Source organism: Microbacterium sp. NPDC077391, from assembly GCF_040686955.1.
Lineage (GTDB): Bacteria > Actinomycetota > Actinomycetes > Actinomycetales > Microbacteriaceae > Microbacterium > Microbacterium commune.
On record NZ_JBFBMI010000004.1, the window covers coordinates 124,300 to 150,046 of the forward strand.

Genomic DNA, 25,747 nt, shown 5'->3' on the forward strand with positions numbered 1-25,747 from the left:
CGAACGTCCTGAGGAGGACCCAGTGGCCAAGGCCAAGTTCGAGCGGACCAAGCCGCACGTCAACATCGGAACGATCGGTCACGTCGACCACGGCAAGACCACCCTGTCTGCCGCGATCTCGAAGGTGCTCGCCGACAAGTACCCGTCGGACACCAACGTCCAGCGTGACTTCGCCTCGATCGACTCGGCTCCCGAGGAGCGTCAGCGCGGCATCACCATCAACATCTCGCACATCGAGTACGAGACCCCGAAGCGTCACTACGCGCACGTCGACGCCCCCGGCCACGCCGACTACGTCAAGAACATGATCACCGGTGCTGCTCAGATGGACGGCGCGATCCTCGTGGTCGCCGCCACCGACGGCCCGATGGCTCAGACCCGCGAGCACGTTCTGCTCGCCAAACAGGTCGGCGTGCCGTACCTGATGGTCGCGCTGAACAAGTCGGACATGGTCGACGACGAGGAGATCCTGGAGCTCGTCGAGCTCGAGGTTCGCGAGCTGCTCTCGTCGCAGGGCTTCCCCGGCGACGACGCTCCCGTCATCAAGGTCTCGGCTCTCGGCGCCCTCAACGGCGAAGAGAAGTGGGTCGACTCGATCCTCGAGCTCATGCAGGCCGCTGACGACGCCATCCCGGACCCCGAGCGTGACCGCGACAAGCCGTTCCTCATGCCGATCGAGGACGTCTTCACGATTACCGGTCGTGGAACGGTCGTCACGGGCCGCGCCGAGCGCGGCACCCTCGCGATCAACTCCGAGGTCGAGATCGTCGGCATCCGCCCGACGCAGAAGACCACGGTCACCGGTATCGAGATGTTCCACAAGCAGCTCGACGAGGCCTGGGCCGGCGAGAACTGCGGTCTGCTGCTCCGCGGCACCAAGCGCGAGGACGTCGAGCGCGGCCAGGTCGTCGTGAAGCCGGGCTCGATCACCCCGCACACGGAGTTCGAGGGCACCGCGTACATCCTGTCGAAGGACGAGGGTGGCCGTCACAACCCCTTCTACACGAACTACCGCCCGCAGTTCTACTTCCGCACCACCGACGTCACCGGCGTCATCACGCTGCCCGAGGGCACCGAGATGGTCATGCCCGGTGACACCACCGACATGAAGGTGGACCTCATCCAGCCCATCGCCATGGAAGAGGGCCTCGGCTTCGCGATCCGTGAGGGTGGCCGCACCGTCGGCGCCGGCACGGTGACGAAGGTGCTCGCGTAAGCATCTGCTTCTCGGAAGAGGGGTCGGACCTTCGGGTCCGGCCCCTCTTCGCGTGTCCGCGGCGCGGGGCCTGAGCCGCGGGATCATGCGCGACACGCCCGGGTTTGCGGTGCCGGAATCCGCGTGGCAGAATAGTCAAGTTCCACATTTCTGCGCGCTTCATGATGCGCGGAATCACTGTCACGACAGTGCATAGACGGCGACATCCCAAGGATGCTGCAGGGTTCTAGGCCGCGGACAGCAGAACGTGCACTGAGCGAGGGCGATGCCCGAGACGACGTGCGAATCCCACTCGAAGACGCGAGCATCCGATGCTGGCGTCTTCATGGTGAAAAGAGAACAGCGGTGCGCAAGTGCCGAAGGCGCGATCAGCGCCATCGAGCGTCCAATGCCCCAGGGTCACCCGGTCCCGGATGGTACGACGCCTATAGAGAGAGAGCAGACAATGGCGGGACAGAAGATCCGCATTCGCCTGAAGTCGTATGACCACGAGGTCATCGACACGTCGGCACGAAAGATCGTCGACACCGTGACCCGTGCGGGCGCGACCGTCGTCGGCCCCGTGCCGCTTCCGACCGAGAAGAACGTCGTGTGCGTCATCCGGTCGCCCCACAAGTACAAGGACAGCCGCGAGCACTTCGAGATGCGCACCCACAAGCGTCTGATCGACATCGTCGACCCGACGCCGAAGGCTGTCGACTCGCTGATGCGTCTCGACCTGCCCGCCGATGTCAACATCGAGATCAAGCTCTGAGGTCCGCCATGGTTGACATCAACGCAAAGATTTCCAAGGGCATGCTCGGCACGAAGCTCGGCATGACCCAGGTGTGGAACGAGAACGGGAAGCTCATCCCCGTGACCGTCATCGAGCTGGCTCCGAACGTGGTCACCCAGGTTCGCACCCCCGAGAAGGACGGCTACAACGCCATCCAGATCGCCTACGGCCAGATCGACCCCCGCAAGGTCAACAAGCCGCTGACCGCCCACTTCGAGGCAGCCGGTGTCACCCCGCGTCGCCACGTCACCGAGATCCGCACCGCGGATGCCGCTGACTACTCGCTCGGCCAGGAGCTCACGCTCGACGGCGTGTTCGAGGCAGGCCAGCTGGTCGACGTCGTCGGCACCAGCAAGGGCAAGGGCACCGCCGGTGTCATGAAGCGTCACAACTTCGCCGGCGTCTCGGCCTCCCACGGTGCGCACCGCAACCACCGCAAGCCCGGCTCGATCGGCGCCTCGTCGACCCCGAGCCGCGTGTTCAAGGGCATGCGCATGGCCGGCCGCATGGGTGGCGAGCGCGTGACCGTCCTCAACCTCACGGTGCACGCCATCGACGCCGAGAAGGGACTCATGCTCGTCAAGGGCGCCGTCCCCGGTGCGCGTGGTCGTATCGTGTACGTCCGCAACGCAGTGAAGGGTGCCTGATCTCATGGCTGACTCCACTCTGTCAATCGACGTCCTGTCGGTCGACGGCAAGAAGGCCGGCTCTGTCGAGCTGCCCGCCTCGATCTTCGACGTCGAGACCAACGTCCCGCTGATCCACCAGGTCGTCGTCGCGCAGCTCGCCGCCGCGCGTCAGGGCACCCACGCCACGAAGACTCGTGGCGACGTGTCCGGCTCCGGCAGCAAGCCCTTCAAGCAGAAGGGCACGGGTAACGCCCGTCAGGGCTCGATCCGCATGCCGCAGCACCGCGGTGGTGGCACGGTCCACGGCCCGCAGCCGCGTGACTACTCGCAGCGCACCCCCAAGAAGATGATCGCCGCCGCCCTCCGTGGCGCGCTGAGCGACCGTCTGCGCGGCGAGCGTCTGCACGCGGTCGAGGCCTTCGTCGCCGACAGCACTCCTTCGACCAAGGCTGCGGCCGGCCTGCTGGCCTCCGTCGCTCCGTCGAAGAACGTGCTGGTCGTCATCGAGCGCTCCGACGAGCTGACCACGAAGAGCGTGCGCAACCTCGCGAACGTTCACCTGATCAGCTTCGACCAGCTGAACGCCTACGACGTCGTCGTCTCCGACGACATCGTCTTCACCAAGGCCGCACTCGAGGGCTTCATCGCCTCGAAGACGGGCGCGACCGCAGAGGAGGTCTCGGCATGACCGAGCAGAACGTTCTCGCCACGGCCCTGAACAAGGACCCGCGCGACATCATTCTCGGACCGGTCGTGTCCGAGAAGAGCTACAGCCTGATCGACGAGGGCAAGTACACCTTCCTCGTCGACCCGCGCGCCTCGAAGACCGAGATCAAGCTCGCCATCGAGAAGATCTTCGGCGTCAAGGTGGCCTCGGTCAACACGATCAACCGCGTCGGCAAGGCCCGCCGCACCCGCTTCGGCACCGGCAAGCGCAAGGACACCAAGCGCGCGATCGTGGCTCTGAAGTCGGGTTCCATCGACATCTTCACGGCAGTCGGCTGACCGGGGGATAAGGACAGATAATGGCTATTCGCAAGTACAAGCCCACGACCCCGGGTCGCCGCGGTTCGTCGGTGGCTGACTTCGCCGAGATCACCCGATCGACGCCTGAGAAGTCGCTGCTGCGCCCGCTCTCGAAGACCGGTGGTCGCAACAACCAGGGCCGCATCACGACCCGTCACATCGGTGGTGGCCACAAGCGCCAGTACCGTGTCATCGACTTCCGTCGCAATGACAAGGACGGCATCAACGCCAAGGTCGCGCACATCGAGTACGACCCCAACCGCACCGCGCGCATCGCGCTGCTGCACTACTTCGACGGCGAGAAGCGCTACATCCTCGCCCCGAACAAGCTGAAGCAGGGCGACGTCGTCGAGTCGGGTGCCGGCGCTGACATCAAGCCCGGCAACAACCTGCCGCTGAAGAACATCCCCACCGGTACCGTGATCCACGCCATCGAGCTGCGTCCCGGCGGCGGAGCGAAGATGGCTCGTTCGGCCGGCGCCTCGGTGCGCCTGGTCGCGAAGGACGGCCCCTACGCCCAGCTGCGTCTGCCCTCGGGCGAGATCCGCAACGTCGATGCGCGCTGCCGCGCGACCATCGGCGAGGTCGGCAACGCCGAGCAGTCGAACATCAACTGGGGCAAGGCCGGCCGCAAGCGCTGGAAGGGCGTCCGCCCGACCGTCCGCGGTGTCGCCATGAACCCGGTCGACCACCCGCACGGTGGTGGTGAGGGCAAGACCTCCGGTGGTCGTCACCCGGTTTCCCCGTGGGGTCAGGCTGAGGGTCGTACCCGTCACGCCAACAAGGAAAGTGACAAGTACATCGTCCGCCGCCGCAACGCTGGCAAGAAGCGCAAGTAGGAGTAGAGGAAGATGCCACGCAGTCTCAAGAAGGGCCCCTTCGTCGACGAGCACCTGCTTCGCAAGGTGGTCGGACAGAACGAGTCCGGTACGAAGAACGTCATCAAGACCTGGTCGCGTCGCTCGATGATCATCCCCGCAATGCTGGGACACACCATCGCCGTGCACGACGGTCGCAAGCACATCCCTGTGTTCGTGACCGAGACCATGGTCGGCCACAAGCTGGGCGAGTTCGCGCCCACCCGCACCTTCCGCGGCCACGAGAAGGACGACAAGAAGGGCCGTCGCCGCTGACGCGGTGACGCTCTGGACAGAAACAGAGGAGGAGAACAATGGTGGAATCCATCGCACGCGTCAAGCACATTCGCGTGACCCCTCAGAAGGCTCGTCGTGTCGTCGCGCTCATCAAGGGCAAGCAGGCGCAGGAAGCACTGGCCATTCTGAAGTTCGCACCGCAGGGTGCCAGCGAGCCGATCTACAAGCTCGTGCACTCCGCCATCGCCAACGCGTCGGTCAAGGCCGACCGTGACGGCGAATTCCTGGACGAGCAGGACCTGTACGTGAAGAACGCGTACGTCGACGAGGGCACCACGCTCAAGCGTTTCCGCCCCCGTGCTCAGGGTCGTGCCTCGCAGATCAAGAAGCGCACGAGCCACATCACGGTCGTGCTGGCCACCCCGGAGGCCGCTGACGCGGCCGCACCGGCGGCCAAGACGAAGAAGGCGAGCAAGTAATGGGCCAGAAGGTCAACCCGTACGGCTTCCGCCTCGGCATCACCACGGACCACGTGTCGCGTTGGTTCTCGGACTCGACGAAGCCGGGCCAGCGTTACGCCGACTACGTCGCCGAGGACATCAAGATCCGTCGTCTGCTGCAGACGCAGCTCGACCGCGCCGGCGTCTCGAACATCGAGATCGAGCGCACCCGCGACCGCGTGCGTGTGGACATCCACACCGCGCGTCCGGGCATCGTCATCGGCCGCCGTGGCGCCGAGGCCGAGCGCATCCGCGGTGACCTCGAGAAGCTCACCGGCAAGCAGATCCAGCTGAACATCCTCGAGGTCAAGAACCCCGAAGCCGACGCTCAGCTCGTCGCGCAGGGCATCGCCGAGCAGCTCTCTGCTCGTGTGGCGTTCCGTCGCGCGATGCGCAAGGGTCTGCAGGGCGCTCAGCGCGCCGGCGCCAAGGGCATCCGCATCCAGGTCTCCGGCCGCCTCGGCGGCGCGGAGATGAGCCGCTCGGAGTTCTACCGCGAGGGTCGTGTGCCGCTGCACACGCTGCGCGCGAACATCGACTACGGCTTCTACGAGGCGAAGACCACCTTCGGCCGCATCGGCGTGAAGGTCTGGATCTACAAGGGCGACCTCACCAACAAGGAGCTTGCTCGCGAGCAGGCCAACCAGAAGCCTTCGCGCGAGCGTGGCGACCGTCGTGGCCCCCGTGGCGACCGCGGTGACCGTCGCAACGAGGCTCCCGTCGCAGAAGGAGCGTCTGCCTGATGCTTATCCCTCGCAAGGTCAAGTACCGCAAGCAGCACCACCCGAAGCGTTCGGGCCAGGCCACCGGTGGCACCAAGGTGTCGTTCGGTGAGTTCGGCATCCAGGCGCTGACCCCCGCCTACGTGACCAACCGTCAGATCGAGTCCGCTCGTATCGCGATGACCCGTCACATCAAGCGTGGTGGAAAGGTGTGGATCAACATCTACCCCGACCGCCCGCTCACCAAGAAGCCCGCTGAGACCCGCATGGGTTCGGGTAAGGGCTCGCCCGAGTGGTGGGTCGCCAACGTCAAGCCGGGCCGCGTCCTCTTCGAGGTCGCGGGCGTCAGCGAGGAACTCGCTCGCGAGGCGCTCACCCGGGCCATTCACAAGCTGCCGCTCAAGGCACGCATCATCAAGCGCGAGGAGGGCGACGCGTAATGGCGATCGGCACCAAGGAGCTCGCACCGAGCGAGCTCGACACGTTCGAAGACCAGCGCCTCGTCGAGGAGCTGCGCAAGGCCAAGGAGGAGCTGTTCAACCTCCGTTTCCAGTCGGCCACCGGCCAGCTGGAGAGCCACGGCCGCATCCGCGCCGTCAAGCGCGACATCGCGCGCCTTTACACCGTGATCCGCGAGCGCGAGCTGGGCATCCGTGCGACGCCCGCTCCGGTCGAGGCTCCGGCCAAGAAGGCGTCCAAGGCGAAGGCGAAGAAGGCCGACGAGGCTGAGGCGCCGAAGGAGGAGGCCGAGTAATGGCTGAGAAGAAGGCTGCTGACGCCGTCGAGCACGGCGAGCACGACGTCCGCGACGCAGACGCGCGCGGATACCGCAAGTCGCGCCGTGGCTACGTCGTCAGCGACAAGATGGACAAGACCATCGTCGTCGAGGTCGAGGACCGCGTGAAGCACCCGCTTTACGGCAAGGTCATCCGCGTCACCTCGAAGGTCAAGGCGCACGACGAGAACAACACCGCCGGCATCGGCGACCTCGTTCTCATCAACGAGACCCGCCCGCTGAGCGCCACCAAGCGCTGGCGTCTGGTGGAGATCCTGGAGAAGGCAAAGTGATCCAGACCGAGTCCCGCGTCAAGGTCGCCGACAACACCGGCGCCAAGGAGCTGCTCACAATCCGCGTTCTCGGTGGTTCCAGCCGCCGCTACGCCGGTCTGGGCGACACCATCGTCGCGACCGTCAAGGACGCGATTCCCGGCGGCAACGTCAAGAAGGGCGATGTGGTCAAGGCCGTCATCGTCCGCACCGTCAAGTCGACGCGTCGTCCCGACGGTTCGTACATCAAGTTCGACGAGAACGCCGCCGTGATCCTGAAGAACGACGGGGAGCCCCGCGGCACCCGCATCTTCGGACCGGTCGGTCGTGAGCTTCGCGACAAGAAGTTCATGAAGATCGTCTCGCTCGCCCCGGAGGTCATCTGATCATGGCGAAAATCAAGAAGGGTGACCTGGTTCAGGTCATCAGCGGCCGCAAGCAGGACAAGGGCGGCGACCGCGGCAAGCAGGGCAAGGTCCTCGAGGTCCTCGTCGGGCAGAACCGCGTCGTCGTGGAGGGTGTCAACTTCGTCACCCGCCACAGCCGTGTCGGCCAGACCCAGCGCGGCACCAAGACCGGTGGCATCGAGACCGTCGAGGCCCCGATCCACATCTCCAACGTCGCTCTCGTCGACCCCTCGACCAAGAAGCCGACCCGCGTCGGCCACCGCGTCGAGGAGCAGGTCAAGGACGGCGTGAAGCGCACGGTCCGCGTGCGCTACGCGAAGAAGTCAGGTAAGGACCTCTGATGGCAACGGCAACTGCTGCTGAGACTGGCAAGACCCAGCCTCGCCTGAAGCAGAAGTACAACACCGAGATCAAGAAGGCTCTGCAGGAGCAGTTCGGCTACGCGAACGTCATGCAGATCCCCGGCCTGGTGAAGGTCGTCGTCAACACCGGTGTCGGTGAGGCGGCTCGTGACTCCAAGGTGATCGAGGGCGCCATCGACGACCTCACCAAGATCACCGGTCAGAAGCCGATCGTCACCAAGGCCCGCAAGTCCATCGCGCAGTTCAAGCTGCGCGAGGGCCAGGCCATCGGTGCGCACGTCACCCTCCGTGGCGACCGTGCGTGGGAGTTCGTCGACCGCCTCGTCAACCTGGCGCTGCCGCGCATCCGCGACTTCCGCGGTCTGTCGGCCGACCAGTTCGACGGCAACGGCAACTACACCTTCGGTCTCCAGGAGCAGAGCGTGTTCCACGAGATCGACCAGGACAAGATCGACCGCGTCCGCGGCTTCGACATCACCGTGGTCACGACGGCCAAGACGGACGACGAGGGTCGCGCACTCCTGCGCGCGCTCGGCTTCCCGTTCAAGGCCGCCGACGCCCCCGCCTGATCGAAGCGCCGCGCGCTTCGGGATGCGGGGAGGGATGCTGCACGGCATCCCTCCCCGCATCCCGTACAATTGAAGATTGTGCGTCCGCTCGGGCGCGACTCTCATCGAAGGCCGTCTGCCGTGTAACGGCAGCCGGAACCTCATGATCGAAGGAAACCAGATATGACGATGACAGACCCGGTCGCAGACATGCTGACCCGTCTGCGCAACGCGAACTCGGCCCACCACGACTCCGTGACCATGCCGTCGAGCAAGCTCAAGACGAACATCGCCGAGATCCTCCAGCAGGAGGGCTACATCGCCGGCTTCGAGGTCACCGACGCCCGCGTCGGCAGCAACCTCACCCTCTCGCTCAAGTACGGTCCCAACCGTGAGCGCTCCATCGCCGGCATCAAGCGCGTGTCGAAGCCCGGTCTGCGCGTCTACGCGAAGTCGACCGAGCTGCCCAAGGTCCTCGGCGGCCTGGGCGTTGCCATCCTGTCCACCTCCTCCGGTCTCCTCACCGACCGTCAGGCTGAGCAGAAGGGCGTGGGCGGAGAAGTTCTCGCCTACGTGTGGTGATCTGACATGTCGCGAATCGGACGACTTCCCATCGACATCCCCTCCGGCGTGACCGTCTCGGTCGACGGCCGCGAGGTCGCAGTCAAGGGCCCCAAGGGCGAGCTGTCGCTCACCCTGGCCAACCCCATCGAGGTCACGGTCGAGGAGAACCAGGTTCTCGTCACCCGCCCGGACGACGAGCGCGAGTCGCGCTCGCTGCACGGTCTGACCCGTACCCTCATCAGCAACAACATCATCGGCGTCACCCAGGGCTACACCAAGGGTCTCGAGGTCGTCGGCACCGGTTACCGCGTGCAGCAGAAGGGCAACTCGATCGAGTTCGCTCTCGGCTTCTCGCACCCGGTCCTGGTCGACCCGCCCGCAGGCATCACCCTGACGGTCGAGGGCACCAACAAGGTGACCGTGAGTGGCATCGACAAGCAGGCTGTCGGCGAGGCCGCTGCCAACATCCGCAAGATCCGCAAGCCCGAGCCGTACAAGGGCAAGGGTGTGCGCTACGCCGGCGAGGTCGTGCGTCGCAAGGCCGGAAAGGCTGGTAAGTAACCATGGCTGTCAAGTCCAAGTCCGCCGCCCGCGCGCGTCGCCACGCACGTCTTCGCAAGAAGATCGTCGGCTCCGACGTCCGCCCGCGTCTCGTCGTCAACCGCTCCGCGCGCCACGTGTTCGTGCAGCTCGTCGACGACGCCAAGGGCCACACGGTGGCTTCCGCTTCCACGCTCGAGACCGAGCTGCGCTCCTTCGACGGTGACAAGACCGCCAAGGCCCGCAAGGTCGGCGAGCTCGTCGCTGAGCGCGCGAAGGCCGCCGGCGTTTCCGAGGCAGTGTTCGACCGTGGCGGCAACCGCTACGCCGGTCGTGTCGCAGCCATCGCCGAAGGCGCCCGTGAAGGGGGGCTGGCACTGTGAGTGACATCAAGGAGAACGAAGTGACCGAAACCGCTCCTGCCGAGGCTCAGGCCGAGCCGCAGCGTGAGCAGCGCGACAACCGCCGTGGCGGTCGCGACCGTGGCCAGAGCCGCGACCGCAACTCGCGCGACCGCGGGGACAACCAGTTCCTGGAGCGCGTCGTCACCATCAACCGCGTCTCGAAGGTCGTGAAGGGTGGTCGTCGCTTCAGCTTCACCGCTCTCGTGGTCGTCGGTGACGGCAACGGTCTGGTCGGCGTCGGCTACGGCAAGGCCCGCGAGGTCCCCCTGGCGATCTCGAAGGGCGTCGAAGAGGCCAAGCGCAACTTCTTCCGCGTTCCGCGCGTCGGCTCGACCATCCCGCACCCCGTGCAGGGTGAGGCCGCCGCAGGTGTGGTGCTGCTTCGTCCGGCCGCTGCCGGTACCGGTGTCATCGCCGGCGGTCCGGTTCGCGCCGTGCTCGAGTGCGCGGGCATCCACGACGTCCTGTCGAAGTCGCTCGGCTCGTCGAACACGATCAACATCGTGCACGCCACGGTCGAGGCGCTCAAGGGCCTCGAGGAGCCGCGCGCCGTCGCCGCCCGTCGTGGTCTCGACTACGACGCCGTCGTGCCGGAGATCATCATCCGCAACGAGGCGAAGGCCGCTGCCGCCGCCGCAGCGCAGAAGGTAGGTGCCTGATGGCTGAGCGCCTCAAGGTCACGCAGATCAAGTCCAAGGTGAGCGAGAAGCAGAACCAGCGCGACACGCTGCGTTCGCTCGGTCTCAAGCGGATCGGCGACTCGGTCGTTCGTCCCGACGACGCTCAGACCCGCGGCTACGTCCGCGCCGTCGCGCACCTCGTCAAGGTTGAGGAGATCGACTAATGGCTGAGAAGAACGAAACCGTCGAGGCCGAGAAGGCCCCGAAGTCCGCCGCCAAGAAGCCGGCTGCCGCCAAGGCCGCTCCGGCCAAGGCTGCCGACAAGAAGGCTCCGGCCAAGAAGGATGCCGAGGCTCCGGCCGCGCGTCCGTCTGTCCTGAAGGTGCACCACCTGCGTCCGGTCCCCGGCGCTCACACCGCGAAGACCCGTGTCGGTCGCGGTGAGGGCTCGAAGGGCAAGACGGCCGGTCGTGGAACCAAGGGCACCAAGGCGCGCAACACCGTGCGCGCCGGCTTCGAGGGTGGGCAGATGCCGCTGCACATGCGCACCCCGAAGCTGCGCGGGTTCAAGAACCCGTTCCGCGTCGAGTACCAGGTCGTGAACCTGGCCAAGCTCGCGGAGCTGTACCCGCAGGGTGGCGATGTCACCGTCAGCGACCTGGTCGCCAAGGGTGCCGTGCGCAAGAACGAGAAGGTCAAGGTCCTCGGCGACGGCGACATCTCGGTCAAGCTGACCGTGTCGGTCGACAAGGTCTCCGGCAGCGCCGAGCAGAAGATCGTCGCCGCCGGCGGTTCGGTCAACTGATCAGGCTGCAGTGAACGCTGGGAGGGGTCGGAGATCATCCGGCCCCTCCTTTGCGTTACCCTGGACTTTCGGCCGTCCTTCCACGTTCGGCAATCCCTTCAGGAGGAACGCCCTTGTTTAGCGCCATCGCGCGAATCTTCCGCACGCCTGACCTGCGGCAGAAGATCCTTTTCACCATCGGCATCATCGCTCTGTACCGTCTGGGCTCGAACGTGCCGGCTCCTTTCGTGAACTTCCCGAACGTCGAGCAGTGCCTCGCGGCCAACGCCGGCACCGACGGACTGCTCGGACTGGTCAACCTCTTCTCCGGCGGTGCGCTGCTGCAGCTGTCGATCTTCGCCCTCGGCGTGATGCCCTACATCACCGCGACGATCATCACGCAGCTGCTGCGCGTCGTCATCCCGCACTTCGAGACCCTCCACCAGGAGGGCCAGGCGGGCCAGAGCAAGCTCACCCAGTACACCCGCTACCTCACGATCGCGCTCGCACTGCTGCAGTCTGCGACCGTGGTGACCGTGGCGCGCAGCGGGCAGCTGTTCGGTCAGACCGACGTCGCAGCCTGCAACAACCTGCTGACCAACGACGTGTGGTGGGCGCAGGCGCTCATCATCATCGCGATGACCGCGGGAACGGGTCTGATCATGTGGATGGCCGAGCTCGTCACCGAGCGCGGCATCGGCAACGGCATGTCGCTGCTCATCTTCACCTCCATCGCCGCCACCTTCCCGTCGTCGATGTGGGCGATCTGGGAGGCGAAGGGCTTCGAGACGTTCCTGCTGGTGATGATCATCGGCATCGTCGTGATGTCGCTGATCGTGTACGTCGAGCAGTCGCAGCGCCGCGTGCCCGTGCAGTACGCCAAGCGCATGGTCGGCCGCCGCACCTACGGGGGCACGAACACGTACATCCCGATCAAGGTCAACATGGCGGGTGTGATCCCGATCATCTTCGCCTCGTCGCTGCTGTACGTGCCGATGCTCGTCGCGCAGTTCAACACCCCTGCCGACGGCAGCGAGCCGCCCGCGTGGGTGGCGTGGATCCTGGCGAACATGGCATCCGGCGACCAGCCGCTGTACATGGCCGCGTACTTCCTGCTGATCATCGGCTTCACGTACTTCTACGTCGCGATCACGTTCAACCCGGTCGAGGTCGCCGACAACATGAAGAAGTACGGCGGGTTCATCCCCGGCATCCGCGCCGGGCGTCCGACCGCGGAGTACCTCGACTACGTCATCACCCGCATCACGTTCCCCGGTTCGCTCTACCTGGGCCTCGTCGCGCTGATTCCGCTGATCGCGCTGGCGACGGTGCAGGCCAACCAGAACTTCCCGTTCGGTGGCGCCTCGATCCTCATCATCGTGGGTGTCGGCCTCGAGACGGTGAAGCAGATCGACGCGCAGCTGCAGCAGCGCCACTACGAAGGGCTCCTCCGATGACACTTCGACAGGCTCAGGACGACCTCGCTTCCGCTCGTCTTCTGATCGTCGGCCCGCAGGGCTCCGGCAAGGGCACCCAGGGCATCCGCGTCGCCGAGGCGCTGAACATCCCCGTCGTGTCGACCGGCGACATCTTCCGCGCCAACATCAAGGAGGGCACCGAGCTGGGGCAGAAGGTCACCGCGATCCTCGACGCCGGCGACCTGGTGCCCGACGAGCTGACCAGCGAGATCGTCCGCGACCGCCTGTCGCAGGACGACGCGCAGGGCGGCTTCCTGCTCGACGGCTACCCCCGCAACACCGCGCAGGTGCATCACCTCGACGCGTTCCTCGGCGAGCACGACGCGTCGCTCGACGCGGTCATCCTGCTCGACGTGCCCCGCGCGGAGAGCATCGCGCGCCTCAGCCTGCGTGCTGTGGAGCAGGGCCGCTCCGATGACACGGAGGAGGCCATCGCGCACCGTCTCGACATCTACGAGCACGAGACCGCTCCGATCATCTCGATGTACGAGGAGCGCGGCATCGTCGATCGCATCGACGGCGTCGGCTCCCTCGACGAGATCACCGCGCGCATCTCGGCTGCCCTCGCCGCGCGCGGCATTGGGCAGCTGGTCTGACCTGTCGATGTTCCGCAAGTCGATCTACAAGACGCCCGCCCAGCTGCGCTCGATGCTCGAGCCGGGGCTGATCACCGCCGCGGCTCTCGACGCGATCCGTCCGCTGGTGCGGGCGGGGATGACGACCGCGGAGCTGGATGCCGTGGCCGAGCGCACCATCCTCGATCGCGGTGCGGAATCGAACTTCCAGCTCGTGCGCGGGTATCGCCACACGACGTGCATCTCGGTCAACGAGCAGGTCGTGCACGGCATCCCTGGCGACCGGGTGCTCGAGCCGGGCGACATCGTCTCGATCGACTGCGGCGCCCAGTTCAAGGGCTGGAACGGCGACAGCGCGGTGACCTTCGTGGTTCCCGATGAGTCCCGGCCGGAGCTCGTGGCGCGCCGGGAGGAGCTCTCCCGGGTCACCGAGGGGTCCATGTGGGCGGGCATCGCCGCCATGGCATCCGCATCCCATCTCGGCGACCTCGGAGCGGCCATCCAGGACTACATCGAGGCGCAGGGACCCTCAGAGGTGTCGGGAGAGACCTACGGCATCCTGCGCGAGTACGTCGGGCACGGCATCGGGCGCAAGATGCACGAGGCGCCCAGCGTGTTCAACTACCGCACTCCCGATGCCGGGGCCGAGATCCGCCCCGGGCTCGTGCTCGCCATCGAGCCGATGGTCACGGCCGGGGGAGAGGCGACGTTCATCGAGGACGACGACTGGACGGTCTCGACGATCGACGGCTCCGACGGATCGCACTGGGAGCACAGCGTGGCTCGTCACGAGGGCGGCATCTGGGTGCTCACCGCGCCCGACGGCGGCGCCGCCGGCCTCGCGCCCTTCGGCGTGACCCCCGTCCCCATCCCGTAGCCCCGAACCCTGTCGGCTCGGGGCCCGGCTTCGCGTCGCCGGCTGGGCTGAGAAACCACTTCTCGCGTGGGAAACCACATCCAGCGTGGGAAACCACGTCTCAAGTGGTTTCTCGCGCTCGATATGGTTTCTCGCGCGGCCGGGATTTGAGGCTGGCCAGCTTCGCCGTCTCGCGCGGATGCTTGAGAGGCACACCAGCCGCACGCAGCGCCGTGACGAGCGGCGTGATCTTCCAGACATCGCTCAGGTCCCAACGCGCGAAGGCATGTCCATGTCGCCGCAGCCTGTCCTCTCTGCGCTTCTCGTTTCGCAGGTGCTGCTCCGCCTTCCTCGGGTCGTCGAAGTCATACTTCCCCCACCCGTCCGCTTCACCTATGGCGCCCACCGAGGGGAACAGGAAGTCGACGCGGTCATCTTCGCCCTCATAGTGGAACTCCCGCTGCAGCTCCGGATGCTCGAAACCGCACCAGCCGATGACAGCTCGGCTCACGCTCTCCGCCGGAGACTCCGCACGATCATCGGCGTGGTCGAGTACCCAGTTCATCCGACCGCGGCCGCGCCGGTTCCGTTGTGACAGCCCGAGATCCCGCATCCCCCTGACGCTGGTGAACCCCTGCTGCTTGGGCGAGATCGCCGCGTCGGCGACCGCGAGCCCCTGCGCGAGGGGGAGCACGCGCATCAGGTCTATGGCGGTGTCGACTGGAGAGGTGGTCAGCGCGCCGCGGACGTCGCCGACCGCACGCGGGTCTGCGCCGGTGTGCACCGCGACGTCGCCGAAGCGCCGGGACGCCGAGCGGTCCGCGTCGTAGACGTGGATGTCTTTGGGTTCGTTGAAGTAGGGCAGCCCGAGCAGCACGGCGGCGGACTCGAGGCAGAGGACGGCGTCGGGATGCTTGCGGACGAACGCGTGGACCCGGACGGCGTATCGCTGCCAACCGGGAAGCTTCTCGTACGCCGCGCGTGCGACGTAGATCCCGGCGCGCACGCGTGCGTACTGTCGCACGCCGAGGCCGATGCCGAGCATCCGCGCCTCCGACGCCGTCAGAAGAGCGAGTGGCGACTGATTGATCGCTCGGTGGTCGAGGGTGATGGTCATACGACTCGAGGATGCCTGGTTGGCTCTGGCCGCGCAGACGAATCCGGCGATCTGTGGAGCATTCGGACGGAAGCGCTGCCTGTGCAGGGTGAGTGCGGCCGAAGCAGAAACCCCTTCGTGCGTGAGAAACCTCTTCCTGCGTGAGAACCCACCGCTGCGCTGGTTTCTCATGCGGAATCTGGTTTCTCGCGCTGGATCTGGTTTATGGGGCAGGGGAGGCGGCGGAGGAGGGGGAGGCGGAGGGGGGCGGCCACCGGCAGGCGGCTCGCCGAAAGGAAGGGCGGAAGGCCGAAGGGCCCGCCGCCCGAAGGCTCACATGGCAGGCATAGCGTGCGCGGGGGAGAATGGACGCGACAATTTTGTGCTGAAGATCGGACTGTCATGGCCCACGCCCAGAGCAAGCCCAACTGGTTCGCCATCGGAATCTCCGCCGCCGTCGTCATCGTGCTTGTCGCGCTGGGCGCGGTCGTCGTCTGGTTGAACAACCAGGCCACCGACGCGGGGCCGGCTCCGAAGGGCGAGATCGTCAACTCCGAGACCGGGGCCATCAGCTTCGGCGAGGGCGAGGACGTCGTCTCGACCTACATCGACTTCATGTGCCCGGCGTGCAACTCGTTCGAGCAGGCGTACGGCCAGCAGCTGCAGGAGGCCGCAGCGTCCGACCAGCTGACCCTCGAGGTGCACCCGATCGCGATCCTCGACCACCTCTCGCAGGGTACGGACTACTCGTCACGCGCAGCGGCGGCAATGTACTGCGTCGCCGAGAACAACCCCGACAAGGCGCTCGACTTCATGAACGCGCTGTTCGCGAACCAGCCTCAGGAGAACTCGACCGGCCTGACCGACGATCAGCTGAAGGAGATCGCCGACCAGGTGGGCGCCGACAAGGCGGCGGAGTGCATCGACGACGGCACCTACCTGAAGTACGGCGCCGCGCAGGCCAAGGCGCACGAGATCACGGGCACTCCGACGGTCGAGATCAACGGCAAGCGTCTCGACATCAGCGAGATCAACACCGAGCTCCCCAAGGTGCTGCCCTGATCGAGCCGGGCTTCATTTGCCGCAGGGCCGCCAAGGGTATATCTTAGTTCTTTGGTGCCTTGTGCCTTGTTCCGGCGTGTCCGAACAGGTCGCACCACACTCATCACCCACCCACCGCAGATCGACCGATCTGCAGAAGCGTCAGCGAGGCTATGGCTAAGAAAGACGGTGTCATCGAGATCGAGGGCGTCATTTCCGAGGCGCTGCCCAACGCGATGTTCCGCGTTGAGCTCAGCAACGGACACAAGGTGCTCGCCACGATCTCCGGAAAGATGCGGCAGAACTACATCCGCATCATCCCCGAGGACCGCGTGGTCGTGGAGCTCTCGCCCTACGATCTGACCCGCGGTCGGATCGTCTACCGCTACCGCTGATCGGTCGAGAAGTAACACCCCAGGCGTTCCCGCCTGCCCGGTGAAGACAGCGAACAGGAAACATCATGAAGGTCAACCCCAGCGTCAAGCCCATCTGCGACCACTGCCGCGTGATCCGTCGTCACGGTCGCGTCATGGTCATCTGCAAGTCGAACCCGCGTCACAAGCAGCGCCAGGGCTGAGCAGGGGTCGGGCCACGTGCTTCGGCATCGGGCCCGGCAGCTGAAGAACTGAATATCGAAAACAGGCAGCATCGGATGCCGCGGCTCGCCCCTCACGGGCGATCGCGGCGGACACCTCGGGGCGGAGGCCCGGGACCGGATGCTGCTCCACACCTCCACAACACTCCAGGAGAACCGCATGGCACGTCTTGCCGGCGTTGACATCCCGCGCGACAAGCGCGTGGTGATCGCCCTCACCTACATCTACGGCATCGGCCGCACCCGTTCCGTCGAGATCCTCCAGGCGACCGAGATCGACGAGTCGATCCGCGTCAAGGACCTCACCGACGAGCAGCTCATCGCACTGCGCGATCACATCGAAGGCAACTACAAGGTGGAGGGTGACCTGCGCCGCGAGGTCGCCGCCGACATCCGCCGCAAGGTCGAGATCGGCTCCTACGAGGGTCTGCGTCACCGCCGCGGCCTTCCGGTCCGCGGTCAGCGCACCAAGACCAACGCGCGTACCCGCAAGGGCCCGAAGCGCACCGTCGCCGGCAAGAAGAAGGCCCGCTAAGCGGCCAGGGAATAGGAGAACACTTTCATGGCTGCACCCAAGGCCGCCGCGCGCAAGCCGCGCCGCAAGGAAAAGAAGAACATCGCGCTGGGCCAGGCCCACATCAAGTCGACGTTCAACAACACCATCGTCTCGATCACCGACCCGTCCGGCGCTGTCATCAGCTGGGCCTCGTCGGGTGGCGTGGGCTTCAAGGGCTCGCGCAAGTCGACGCCGTACGCCGCCGGCATGGCCGCGGAGTCCGCTGCCCGCCAGGCGGCAGAGCACGGCGTCAAGAAGGTCGACGTCTTCGTGAAGGGTCCGGGCTCCGGCCGCGAGACCGCGATCCGCTCGCTGCAGGCCGCCGGCCTCGAGGTGGGGTCCATCCAGGACGTCACGCCTCAGGCCCACAACGGCTGCCGCCCGCCGAAGCGCCGTCGCGTCTGATCTCGCAGTCTGCCCTTCCTGAGCCCACGCGGCACGGGAGAGGCGGACTCGCCCCCAGATTCCCCACAACTTCAGACCTCACCCCACACATGTCATATAGCGGGCATGTGATCGAAAGGAACACATAGTGCTCATTGCACAGCGTCCCACTCTCAACGAGGAAAAGATCTCCGAGAACCGCAGCCGGTTCATCATCGAGCCCCTGGAGCCCGGTTTCGGATACACGATCGGCAACGCTCTGCGTCGCAGCCTTCTCTCGTCGATCCCCGGCGCATCGGTCACCACCATTCGCATCGACGGCGTGCTGCACGAGTTCAGCACGATCCCCGGTGTGAAGGAGGACGTCACCGAGATCATCCTCAACATCAAGCAGCTGGTCGTCTCCAGCGAGCGCGACGAGCCCATCACCGCGTACCTGCGCAAGACGGGCGCCGGCGAGGTCACCGCAGCCGACATCTCCGCTCCGGCGGGCGTCGAGGTGCACAACCCCGACCTGGTCATCGCGACGCTCAACGACACCGCTCGCTTCGAGCTCGAGCTGACCATCGAGCGCGGCCGCGGCTACGTCTCGGCAGCACAGAACCGCAACGAGTACGCAGAGGCCGGTCAGATCCCGGTCGACTCGATCTACTCGCCGGTCCTCAAGGTCAGCTACCGCGTCGACGCCACCCGTGCCGGTGAGCGCACCGACTTCGACAAGCTCGTGCTGGACGTCGAGACCAAGTCGTCGATCCTCCCGCGCGACGCCGTCGCCTCCGCAGCCAAGACCCTCACCGAGCTGTTCGGCCTCGCCCGCGAGCTGAACGTCGAGGCCGAGGGCATCGAGATCGGCCCGGCGCCGGTCGAGGCTGTGCTCTCCAGCGAGCTCTCCATGCCGATCGAGGACCTCGATCTGTCGGTGCGCTCGTACAACTGCCTCAAGCGCGAGGGCATCAACACCGTTTCGGAGCTGGTCGCCCTCTCGGAGACGCAGCTGATGAACATCCGCAATTTCGGACAGAAGTCGGTCGACGAGGTGCGCGACAAGCTCGTCTCGCTCGGTCTGTCGCTGAAGGATTCGGTGCCCGGTTTCGACGGCGCCCACTTCTACAGCGCAGGCGAAGACGAGTCCTTCTGAAACCCGACATCTTTCTGACCAGGAGCTAGACGATTATGCCCAAGCCCACCAAGGGTCCCCGCCTCGGAGGCGGCCCCGCACACGAGCGCCTTCTTCTCGCGAACCTCGCGGCAGCGCTGTTCACCCACAAGTCGATCAAGACGACCGAGACCAAGGCGAAGCGCCTGCGTCCGCTCGCCGAGCGCCTGATCACGCTCGGCAAGCGCGGCGACCTGCACGCGCGTCGTCGTGCGCTCACCGTGCTGCGCTCGAACAAGGACGCCGCGCACGTGCTGTTCAACGAGATCGCTCCGCTGGTCGCCGACCGTCAGGGTGGCTACACCCGCATCACGAAGGTCGGCAACCGCAAGGGTGACAACGCCCCCATGGCCGTGATCGAGCTCGTCCTCGAGCCCGTCACCCCGAAGCGCAAGGCTGCGAAGCCCGCCGCTAAGGCCGAGGCGCCCAAGGCCGAGAAGGTCGAGGAGGCTCCCGTCGAGGAGACCACCGAGGCTCCGGTCGAGACCGCCGAGGAGACCACCGAGGCTCCCGCCGAGGAGAAGGCCGAGTAAGTCCTTCCCTCCGCATGAAGAAGCCCGCCGCCCCTTCCGGGGTGGCGGGCTTCTTCATGCGGCACGCAGGTCAACCGGCCTGTCGTGCGCGCAGATCCTTCCGCAGGATCTTGCCGGATGCCGACTTCGGGATGCCGTCGATGAACTCCACCTGCCGCACCTTCTCGTGCGGTGCGACCTTCGACGCCACGAACGTCATGACATCCTCCGCAGTGAGCGTCGCATCCTGCTGCGCGACGACGAACGCCTTCGGCACCTCCTGGCCGTCCTCGTCCTGAGCGCCGATCACGGCCGCGTCCGCGACCAGCGGATGCTCGAGCAGCACCGCCTCGAGCACCGCCGGCGCCACCTGGTAGCCCTTGTACTTGATCAGCTCCTTGAGGCGGTCGACGATCCGGAACGTGCCGTCGGAAGCAGCCGTCGCGATGTCTCCGGTGTGCAGCCATCCATCGGCATCGAGCATCTCGGCCGTGGCATCCGGTCGGTTGAGGTAGCCGACCATGACCTGCGGCCCGCGCACCCACAGCTCGCCGGGGGCGCTGTGGCCGTCGGCGGGAACCTGCACGTCCGCACCCGTGTCGGGATCGACGAGTCGTGCCTCGGTGTTCGGCACGAGCGGCCGATCGACGACTTGTCGATCTCAGGACGCCCTGCCGGGATCAGGTTGACGGCCGGGCTGGTCTCGGTCATTCCGTAGCCCTGCACCACCTCGCAGCCGAGGCGGGCCGCGACGGCGGCGGCGAGTCCGCCGTCGAGCGGAGCCGCGCCCGAGAAGATCACCTTGACCGCCGACAAATCGTACTGATCGACGACGGGATGCTTGGCCAGGGCGACGGCGATCGGCGGCGCGACGAACACCCATGTCGTGCGATGCTCGGAGATGATGCGCAGGAACTCGAGAAGGTCGAACTTCGGCATGGTGACGAGCCCCGCGCGCTGACGCAGCGCGAAGTTCAGCAGCACGGTCATGCCGTAGATGTGGAAGAACGGCAGCACGGCGAGCACGCGATCGGTGTCGTCGACGCTCAGCATCGCCCGGGCCTGGGCGACGTTGGCGATGAGGTTGCGGTGGGTGAGCATGACGCCCTTGGGTCGCCCCGTCGTGCCCGACGAGTAGGGCAGCACAGCGAGATGGGTCGCCGGGTCGAACGACACGTCGGGGGCGGCGTGTCCCTCGCCGAGCAGATCGCGCAGACCCGGATGCCCGGCCGCGCCGTCGAGCACGATCAGGTGGTCGTCGGCGATGCCGCGCTGCGTCGCCGCAGCCCTCGCGCCGGCGAGCAGGGGCGACACCGTCACCAGCCACTCCGCGCCGGCATCGGCCAGCTGGTTCGCGATCTCGTCTGCTGTGTAGAGGGAGTTGATCGTGGTGGCGGTGGCTCCGGCACGCAGGATGCCGTGGAACACCGTGGCGAATGCCGGGACGTTCGGGCAGAGCACCCCCACCCGGTCGCCGACGGCGATGCCACGGGCGGCCAGGGCGCCCGCGAACAGCCCGATCTGTGCGATCAGCTGGCGGTAGGTGGTCTCGCCGCCGGTCGTGCCGTCGACGATCGCGACGGTGTCGAGCGTCGACTCGTCGAGGTCGGAGAACAGGTAATCGTAGATCGACACCGCCGGGATCTCGACGTCGGGCAGAGGGCTGCGAAGCATGTGATCTCCTTCGATCAGAGCGGGCGGCTTGCTGGGCGTCAGTCTCGCACGGTCTGAGACACCGTCTCAATGATCCGATAGCGGGTGCCGGGGCGCCCCTTGGTTGAATAGTCCAGCGTGCGCACGGCACGGCCGGTGCTCGCGAGGTGCTCGAGATAGCGCCGCGCGCTCACCCTCGACATCCCGAGCACCTCGCCGAGCTCGGCGGCTGACGTGTCGGGGTGCTCGTCCAGAGCGGTGACGACTCGGTCGAGGGTCTCGGCGCTGAGGCCCTTGGGAAGGCCGGCACGGCGTCGGAAGGCGATGATGGCGTCGGCCGCCTCGACCCGGCGCACGACATCGTGCAGCTCGGTGTGATCGCGTAGCAGCAGAGTGGCATCCACCGCCTCGCCGCCCTGCCGCGCACCGGTGCCGCGGGCGACCAGCACGTGACTGCCGACGATCACCGGACGACCCGCGTCCTCACCGTCACGGAGCACCGCGCGCAGCTCGTCGTCGAGCACATCGGCCGCACGAGCGCCGGTGAGCTCGCTCGCCTCCGCTCCCAGCAGCCGGGCCGCGGCATCGTTCGCCAAGGTGATGGTGCCTGAGGCGTCGACCGTGATGACACCCTCGCTGAGGCCGTGCAGCGTCGTCTCCTGATTGCGCACGAGCGCGGTGATCTCGTGCGGCTCGAGCAGGTGGATACGCCGTCTGATCACCGAGGTCACCCACGCCGAGCCGAAGAGCCCCAGCACGACTGCGGCCAGCATCGCGCCGATGATCCAGGTGAGATTCCCGACGAACTCGCCTGTGCCCTGCGACTCGAGGATGCCGACCGAGACCGTGCCGATCACATCGGAGCCGTCGAACACCGGCACCTTCACACGCCATGACGGGCCGAGCGTGCCGGTCTGCGTGCCCATGTAGATCTCGCCCGAGAGCGGCACCGAGGCATCGGTCGAGACCTTCTGCCCGATCCGCTCCGGATTCGGATGAGAGAAGCGGATGCCGTTCGCGTCGGCGACGACGACATACGTGAGATCGGATGCCCGGCGGATGGTCTCGGCGAGCGGCTGCACGGTCGCCGACGGGTTCGCGTCGTCGAACGCATCGAGCACCACGGGCATCGACGCGATCGACTGCGCCACCGCGAGCATGCGGTCTTCGTATGCGTCGCGAACCGTGTGCGCCTGGATGATGCCGGCCGTCACGCCGGCGATGAGCGTCACGACCGAGACGATCAGCGCCTGCAGCAGGATCAGCTGCACCCGCAGCGTCATCCCGCTGTGCGTCATCTGCGACGCGCGCATCATCCTCGAGGCCACCAGACCATTCTCGCCGAGCCGGGGAGCGGGGCAACGGCCGCTCGCGGGGCATGCGAGACCAATAGTTTCGAAAGCCCGACCAATGATTTCAGAAGCAGATCCGGTGTCCCTCCGGTGCATACGGTTGCCAGCATCCCTACACCGCTCAAGGAGGAGCGCATGAAGAAGTCACGCTCAGCTCTGGTCGCCATCGCCGCAGTCGCGGCACTGGCTCTCGCCGGATGCTCGTCGCAGAATGCCGCACCCGCATCGGATTCCGACGCGAAGGGCGACGCATCGTCGTTCACGGACGTCTCGCTCATCGTCCCCGCAGATCCGGGTGGCGGATGGGATCAGACGGGTCGGGCGATGGCGAAGGTGCTCACCGACGGCGACATCGTCGGATCGGCTCCGGTCACGAACGTCGGCGGCGCCGGCGGCACCGTCGGCCTCGCGCAGCTCGCGAACCAGAAGGATCCGGCAACGCTCATGGTCATGGGGCTGGTGATGGTCGGCGCGATCGAGACGAATGCCTCGAAGGCGCGCCTCGAGGACACCACGCCCATCGCCCGCCTCACCGACGAACCTCTCGTGGTCGTCGTGCCCGAGAGCTCGAAGTACGACACCCTCGAGGATCTCGTCGACGACATCGTCGAAAAGGGCCAGGAGATCACGGTCACCGGCGGCTCCGCGGGTGGCGCCGACCACATCCTCGCCGGTCTGCTGCTCGAAGAGGCCGGCGTCGACGGGGCCGACATCCCGGCGAAGCTGAACTACACGCCGAACTCCGGCGGTGGCGAGGCCGTCTCGCTGCTCGTCGGCAACAAGGTGGCCGCAGGCATCTCGGGAGTGGGAGAGTTCCTGCAGTACATCGAGGACGGCTCGATGCGCGCGCTCGCCGTCTCGTCGGCGGAACCCGTCGAATCGCTGCCCGACGTGCCCACCATCACCGACGCCGGGTACGACCTCGTGCTGACGAACTGGCGAGGCGTGGTCGCCCCCGGCGACATCTCCGACGCCGACCGTGACGAACTCGAGCGCATCGTGACCGAGATGCACGAGTCGAAGGCGTGGACGTCGGAGCTCGAGACGAAGGGGTGGGCGGATGCCTTCCTCGCGGGCGACGAGTTCGACGCCTTCCTCGAAGAGAGCATCGCCGACGTCACCGGGACGCTCGAGAACATCGGACTGATCTGACATGAACGCCCCGCACCCCGGGGCGACTGAGCGGGCCGAGGAGACTCGGCCCGCTCAGCGGGTTCCCGTCGGAGAACTCGTCTTCGCCCTGCTCATGCTCGCCCTCGGCGCGTTCGCGCTCATCGGGGCCTTCTCGATCCACGTTCCCGTCGGCGTGAAAGTCGGTCCGACGATCTTCCCGATCTTCGTGTCGATCGTGCTGCTCGGCTCTGCGGTCGCTGTGCTCGTCTCGGTGCTGCGTGGAAACCGCGCCGAGCTCGAAGAGGGAGAGGACATCGACCCCGAGGCGAAGACCGACTGGCTCACCCTCGCGAAGATCGTGGGGGCCGTCGTCGCGCATCTGCTGCTCATCGACCTCATCGGGTGGGCGCCGGCGGCGGCGCTGCTCTTCGGGATCGTCGCGTGGTCGCTGGGCGCCAGGCGCTGGTGGCTCGCCTTCATCATCGGCCTGGCGCTGAGCCTCGTCGTGCAGGTCGTCTTCGGCGGACTGATGGGGCTCTCGCTGCCCTGGGGACCGGCGCTCGGATGGCTCGGAGGGATGTTCTGATGGACAGCTGGACTCTTCTTCTCGAGGGCTTCGCGACCGCGCTGCAGCCGCAGTACCTCGTCTTCGCGTTCTTCGGTGTGCTGGTCGGCACGGCCGTCGGGGTGCTGCCCGGCATCGGACCGGCCATGACGGTGGCGCTGCTGCTGCCGCTGACCTACACCCTCGACCCGACGGCCGCTCTCATCACCTTCGCCGGCATCTACTACGGCGGGATGTACGGCGGCTCGACCACCAGCATCCTGCTCAACACCCCGGGCGAGTCCGCCTCGATCGTGACCGCGATCGAGGGCAACAGGATGGCCAAGCTCGGCCGCGGCGCGGCCGCGCTCGCGACAGCGGCGATCGGCTCGTTCATCGCCGGCACGATCGCGACCGTGGGCCTCACGCTGCTCGCCCCGGTGCTGGCCCAGTTCGCGGTGAACCTCGGCCCTGCCGACTACGTCGCGCTCATCGTCATCGCGTTCGTCACCGTCGGCGCACTGATCGGCAGCTCGGTGCCGCGAGGCATGACGTCGCTCGGCGTCGGCCTCTTCCTGGGCCTGGTCGGCACCGACACGCTGACCGCTCAGCAGCGCTACACGCTGGGGCTGCTGCCCCTGTCGGACGGCATCGACATCGTGCTCGTCGCCGTCGGCCTGTTCGCCGTCGGAGAGACGCTGTACATCGCCGCGCGTCTGCGACACGGCGGGATCGACGTCATCCCGGTCACCGGCGGGTGGCGCAGCTGGATGACGAAGAGCGACTGGAAGCGCTCGTGGAAGCCGTGGCTGCGCGGCACCGCGATCGGCTTCCCGATCGGCACCATCCCGGCGGGCGGCGCCGACGTCGCGACCTTCCTCTCGTACGCCACCGAGCGCAAGCTGTCGAAGCACAAGAAGGAGTTCGGACACGGCGCCATCGAGGGCGTCGCCGGACCCGAATCGGCCAACAACGCCGCAGCGGCCGGGGTCCTCGTGCCGTTGCTGACGCTGGGGCTGCCGACCACGGCGACCGCGGCGATCATCCTGGTCGCCTTCCAGGCGTACGGTCTGCAGCCCGGGCCGCAGCTGTTCCAGACCCAGCCCGCTCTGGTGTGGGCGCTGGTGGCGAGCCTGTACCTCGGCAACGTCATCCTCATCGTGCTGAACCTGCCGCTGGTGGGGATGTGGGTGAAGCTGCTGCAGATCCCGCGCCCCTATCTCTACGCGGGCATCCTGCTGTTCGCCGCCTTCGGCGCCTACGCGCTGAACTTCGCGGTCGTCGACATCCTCATCCTCGCGCTCATCGGCGTGCTCGGGTACTTCATGCGCCGCTTCGGGTACCCCGTGGCTCCGCTGGTCGTCGGCATGATCCTGGGCCCGATGGGGGAGGAGTATCTGCGCAAGGCGCTGCAGCTGAGCCAGGGCGACCTGTCGACGCTGGTCGCGCAGCCGTTCGCGGCCACCGCGTACGCGGTGCTCGCGGTGCTGGTCGCGGGCGGACTCTGGCTGCGGCGGCGACAGCGCCGCTACGAGCAGGCGCTGACCGAGTCGATCGCCGTTCCGATCAAGGCCGACCAGGAGGTCTGAGCCGAGAGG

Annotated in this window: 36 protein-coding genes and 1 pseudogene; 34 read left to right on the forward strand and 3 right to left on the reverse strand. The window is 66.8% G+C overall.

Features of this window, described 5'->3' with window-relative positions:
- Window positions 1–22 precede the first annotated feature (22 nt).
- From tuf to map, 24 genes are all read left to right on the forward strand, one after another.
- A complete protein-coding gene (tuf, locus tag AB0O65_RS11485) occupies window positions 23–1,216 on the forward strand; it encodes an elongation factor Tu (protein ID WP_071640290.1) in 1,194 nt (397 codons plus the stop codon).
- Window positions 1,217–1,661: 445 nt separating this feature from the next.
- Window positions 1,662–1,970 (forward strand): 30S ribosomal protein S10, encoded by a 309-nt coding sequence (gene rpsJ / locus AB0O65_RS11490; RefSeq protein WP_017201594.1) that lies wholly within the window; start codon window positions 1,662–1,664, stop codon window positions 1,968–1,970.
- A gap of 8 nt (window positions 1,971–1,978) precedes the next feature.
- Entirely contained in the window at window positions 1,979–2,638 is a 660-nt protein-coding gene (gene rplC / locus AB0O65_RS11495) for a 50S ribosomal protein L3 (RefSeq protein WP_071640288.1), read from the forward strand.
- A gap of 4 nt (window positions 2,639–2,642) precedes the next feature.
- Window positions 2,643–3,308 carry a 50S ribosomal protein L4 gene (gene rplD, locus AB0O65_RS11500; RefSeq protein WP_363385262.1) on the forward strand — a complete coding sequence of 222 codons (666 nt, stop codon included), beginning with the start codon at window positions 2,643–2,645 and terminating at the stop codon, window positions 3,306–3,308.
- On the forward strand, window positions 3,305–3,625 hold the full coding sequence (rplW, locus tag AB0O65_RS11505) for a 50S ribosomal protein L23 (protein ID WP_071640284.1): 321 nt from the start codon (window positions 3,305–3,307) through the stop codon (window positions 3,623–3,625). Before rplD ends, rplW begins: the two co-directional genes overlap by 4 nt.
- A gap of 20 nt (window positions 3,626–3,645) precedes the next feature.
- Window positions 3,646–4,485, forward strand: coding sequence for a 50S ribosomal protein L2 (gene rplB / locus AB0O65_RS11510; protein ID WP_071640282.1), 840 nt, complete (start codon window positions 3,646–3,648; stop codon window positions 4,483–4,485).
- Window positions 4,486–4,497: 12 nt separating this feature from the next.
- Window positions 4,498–4,779 carry a 30S ribosomal protein S19 gene (gene rpsS, locus AB0O65_RS11515; RefSeq protein WP_071640280.1) on the forward strand — a complete coding sequence of 94 codons (282 nt, stop codon included), beginning with the start codon at window positions 4,498–4,500 and terminating at the stop codon, window positions 4,777–4,779.
- A 38-nt stretch (window positions 4,780–4,817) separates the two neighbouring features.
- Window positions 4,818–5,219: a 50S ribosomal protein L22 gene (gene rplV / locus AB0O65_RS11520; RefSeq protein WP_071640278.1), complete on the forward strand. Its 402-nt coding sequence runs from the start codon at window positions 4,818–4,820 to the stop codon at window positions 5,217–5,219.
- Window positions 5,219–5,983: a 30S ribosomal protein S3 gene (rpsC, locus tag AB0O65_RS11525; protein WP_071640276.1), complete on the forward strand. Its 765-nt coding sequence runs from the start codon at window positions 5,219–5,221 to the stop codon at window positions 5,981–5,983. The genes rplV and rpsC overlap by 1 nt, the downstream gene beginning before the upstream one ends.
- Window positions 5,983–6,402 (forward strand): 50S ribosomal protein L16, encoded by a 420-nt coding sequence (rplP, locus tag AB0O65_RS11530; RefSeq protein ID WP_071640274.1) that lies wholly within the window; start codon window positions 5,983–5,985, stop codon window positions 6,400–6,402. The genes rpsC and rplP overlap by 1 nt, the downstream gene beginning before the upstream one ends.
- Window positions 6,402–6,716, forward strand: a complete 315-nt coding sequence (gene rpmC / locus AB0O65_RS11535; RefSeq protein ID WP_071640272.1) for a 50S ribosomal protein L29 — start codon at window positions 6,402–6,404, stop codon at window positions 6,714–6,716. Before rplP ends, rpmC begins: the two co-directional genes overlap by 1 nt.
- Window positions 6,716–7,030: a 30S ribosomal protein S17 gene (rpsQ, locus tag AB0O65_RS11540; RefSeq protein ID WP_071640270.1), complete on the forward strand. Its 315-nt coding sequence runs from the start codon at window positions 6,716–6,718 to the stop codon at window positions 7,028–7,030. The genes rpmC and rpsQ overlap by 1 nt, the downstream gene beginning before the upstream one ends.
- Window positions 7,027–7,395 carry a 50S ribosomal protein L14 gene (gene rplN / locus AB0O65_RS11545; RefSeq protein WP_071640267.1) on the forward strand — a complete coding sequence of 123 codons (369 nt, stop codon included), beginning with the start codon at window positions 7,027–7,029 and terminating at the stop codon, window positions 7,393–7,395. The genes rpsQ and rplN overlap by 4 nt, the downstream gene beginning before the upstream one ends.
- Before the next feature lie 2 nt (window positions 7,396–7,397).
- Complete coding sequence (rplX, locus tag AB0O65_RS11550) at window positions 7,398–7,757, forward strand: 50S ribosomal protein L24 (RefSeq protein WP_191712775.1); 360 nt, start codon at window positions 7,398–7,400, stop codon at window positions 7,755–7,757.
- On the forward strand, window positions 7,757–8,347 hold the full coding sequence (gene rplE, locus AB0O65_RS11555; RefSeq protein ID WP_071640263.1) for a 50S ribosomal protein L5: 591 nt from the start codon (window positions 7,757–7,759) through the stop codon (window positions 8,345–8,347). Before rplX ends, rplE begins: the two co-directional genes overlap by 1 nt.
- 162 nt (window positions 8,348–8,509) lie before the next feature.
- Window positions 8,510–8,908 carry a 30S ribosomal protein S8 gene (rpsH, locus tag AB0O65_RS11560; protein WP_071640261.1) on the forward strand — a complete coding sequence of 133 codons (399 nt, stop codon included), beginning with the start codon at window positions 8,510–8,512 and terminating at the stop codon, window positions 8,906–8,908.
- Window positions 8,909–8,914: 6 nt separating this feature from the next.
- Window positions 8,915–9,451, forward strand: a complete 537-nt coding sequence (gene rplF / locus AB0O65_RS11565) for a 50S ribosomal protein L6 (RefSeq protein ID WP_071640259.1) — start codon at window positions 8,915–8,917, stop codon at window positions 9,449–9,451.
- A gap of 2 nt (window positions 9,452–9,453) precedes the next feature.
- A complete protein-coding gene (gene rplR / locus AB0O65_RS11570) occupies window positions 9,454–9,813 on the forward strand; it encodes a 50S ribosomal protein L18 (protein ID WP_071640257.1) in 360 nt (119 codons plus the stop codon).
- A 20-nt stretch (window positions 9,814–9,833) separates the two neighbouring features.
- Window positions 9,834–10,493, forward strand: coding sequence for a 30S ribosomal protein S5 (gene rpsE / locus AB0O65_RS11575; RefSeq protein WP_256220971.1), 660 nt, complete (start codon window positions 9,834–9,836; stop codon window positions 10,491–10,493).
- Window positions 10,493–10,678, forward strand: a complete 186-nt coding sequence (rpmD, locus tag AB0O65_RS11580) for a 50S ribosomal protein L30 (protein ID WP_071640253.1) — start codon at window positions 10,493–10,495, stop codon at window positions 10,676–10,678. Before rpsE ends, rpmD begins: the two co-directional genes overlap by 1 nt.
- Complete coding sequence (rplO, locus tag AB0O65_RS11585; RefSeq protein WP_083428546.1) at window positions 10,678–11,259, forward strand: 50S ribosomal protein L15; 582 nt, start codon at window positions 10,678–10,680, stop codon at window positions 11,257–11,259. The genes rpmD and rplO overlap by 1 nt, the downstream gene beginning before the upstream one ends.
- A 113-nt stretch (window positions 11,260–11,372) precedes the next feature.
- Window positions 11,373–12,695 carry a preprotein translocase subunit SecY gene (gene secY, locus AB0O65_RS11590; protein ID WP_071640251.1) on the forward strand — a complete coding sequence of 441 codons (1,323 nt, stop codon included), beginning with the start codon at window positions 11,373–11,375 and terminating at the stop codon, window positions 12,693–12,695.
- Window positions 12,692–13,312: an adenylate kinase gene (locus AB0O65_RS11595; protein ID WP_363385276.1), complete on the forward strand. Its 621-nt coding sequence runs from the start codon at window positions 12,692–12,694 to the stop codon at window positions 13,310–13,312. The genes secY and AB0O65_RS11595 overlap by 4 nt, the downstream gene beginning before the upstream one ends.
- A 7-nt stretch (window positions 13,313–13,319) precedes the next feature.
- A complete protein-coding gene (gene map, locus AB0O65_RS11600; RefSeq protein WP_313480170.1) occupies window positions 13,320–14,168 on the forward strand; it encodes a type I methionyl aminopeptidase in 849 nt (282 codons plus the stop codon).
- A gap of 100 nt (window positions 14,169–14,268) precedes the next feature.
- Here map and AB0O65_RS11605 read toward each other — a convergent pair whose 3' ends face one another.
- Entirely contained in the window at window positions 14,269–15,264 is a 996-nt protein-coding gene (locus AB0O65_RS11605) for a hypothetical protein (RefSeq protein WP_363385279.1), read from the reverse strand.
- Window positions 15,265–15,645: 381 nt separating this feature from the next.
- On the opposite strand from AB0O65_RS11605, the gene AB0O65_RS11610 reads away from it, so the two are divergent.
- The 7 genes from AB0O65_RS11610 to rplQ all read left to right on the forward strand — a co-directional run bounded on the left by AB0O65_RS11610 (window position 15,646) and on the right by rplQ (window position 19,508).
- Window positions 15,646–16,305, forward strand: a complete 660-nt coding sequence (locus AB0O65_RS11610) for a thioredoxin domain-containing protein (protein ID WP_071644006.1) — start codon at window positions 15,646–15,648, stop codon at window positions 16,303–16,305.
- A 152-nt stretch (window positions 16,306–16,457) separates the two neighbouring features.
- On the forward strand, window positions 16,458–16,679 hold the full coding sequence (gene infA, locus AB0O65_RS11615) for a translation initiation factor IF-1 (protein WP_017201569.1): 222 nt from the start codon (window positions 16,458–16,460) through the stop codon (window positions 16,677–16,679).
- A 65-nt stretch (window positions 16,680–16,744) separates the two neighbouring features.
- Window positions 16,745–16,861 carry a 50S ribosomal protein L36 gene (rpmJ, locus tag AB0O65_RS11620; protein WP_071644008.1) on the forward strand — a complete coding sequence of 39 codons (117 nt, stop codon included), beginning with the start codon at window positions 16,745–16,747 and terminating at the stop codon, window positions 16,859–16,861.
- Between the two features lie 178 nt (window positions 16,862–17,039).
- Complete coding sequence (gene rpsM / locus AB0O65_RS11625; protein WP_071644010.1) at window positions 17,040–17,414, forward strand: 30S ribosomal protein S13; 375 nt, start codon at window positions 17,040–17,042, stop codon at window positions 17,412–17,414.
- A gap of 27 nt (window positions 17,415–17,441) precedes the next feature.
- Window positions 17,442–17,840, forward strand: a complete 399-nt coding sequence (rpsK, locus tag AB0O65_RS11630) for a 30S ribosomal protein S11 (RefSeq protein ID WP_071644012.1) — start codon at window positions 17,442–17,444, stop codon at window positions 17,838–17,840.
- Between the two features lie 127 nt (window positions 17,841–17,967).
- Complete coding sequence (locus AB0O65_RS11635; RefSeq protein WP_271639530.1) at window positions 17,968–18,957, forward strand: DNA-directed RNA polymerase subunit alpha; 990 nt, start codon at window positions 17,968–17,970, stop codon at window positions 18,955–18,957.
- A 35-nt stretch (window positions 18,958–18,992) separates the two neighbouring features.
- Window positions 18,993–19,508, forward strand: coding sequence for a 50S ribosomal protein L17 (rplQ, locus tag AB0O65_RS11640; RefSeq protein ID WP_271639531.1), 516 nt, complete (start codon window positions 18,993–18,995; stop codon window positions 19,506–19,508).
- 70 nt (window positions 19,509–19,578) lie between these two features.
- Here rplQ and AB0O65_RS11645 read toward each other — a convergent pair.
- Window positions 19,579–21,161, reverse strand: a pseudogene (locus AB0O65_RS11645) (AMP-binding protein).
- Window positions 21,162–21,199: 38 nt separating this feature from the next.
- On the reverse strand, window positions 21,200–22,468 hold the full coding sequence (locus tag AB0O65_RS11650) for a PAS domain-containing protein (RefSeq protein WP_363385284.1): 1,269 nt from the start codon (window positions 22,466–22,468) through the stop codon (window positions 21,200–21,202).
- Window positions 22,469–22,627: 159 nt separating this feature from the next.
- On the opposite strand from AB0O65_RS11650, the gene AB0O65_RS11655 reads away from it, so the two are divergent.
- The 3 genes from AB0O65_RS11655 to AB0O65_RS11665 are packed head-to-tail and all read left to right on the forward strand — an operon-like array spanning window position 22,628 to window position 25,738.
- Complete coding sequence (locus AB0O65_RS11655; RefSeq protein ID WP_363385287.1) at window positions 22,628–23,644, forward strand: tripartite tricarboxylate transporter substrate binding protein; 1,017 nt, start codon at window positions 22,628–22,630, stop codon at window positions 23,642–23,644.
- Window position 23,645: 1 nt separating this feature from the next.
- The gene (locus AB0O65_RS11660) at window positions 23,646–24,191 is read left to right on the forward strand and encodes a tripartite tricarboxylate transporter TctB family protein (RefSeq protein ID WP_271639535.1); all 546 of its coding nucleotides are present in this window, start codon (window positions 23,646–23,648) and stop codon (window positions 24,189–24,191) included.
- Window positions 24,191–25,738: a tripartite tricarboxylate transporter permease gene (locus AB0O65_RS11665; protein WP_363385290.1), complete on the forward strand. Its 1,548-nt coding sequence runs from the start codon at window positions 24,191–24,193 to the stop codon at window positions 25,736–25,738. Before AB0O65_RS11660 ends, AB0O65_RS11665 begins: the two co-directional genes overlap by 1 nt.
- The last annotated feature ends 9 nt before the right edge of the window (window positions 25,739–25,747 follow it).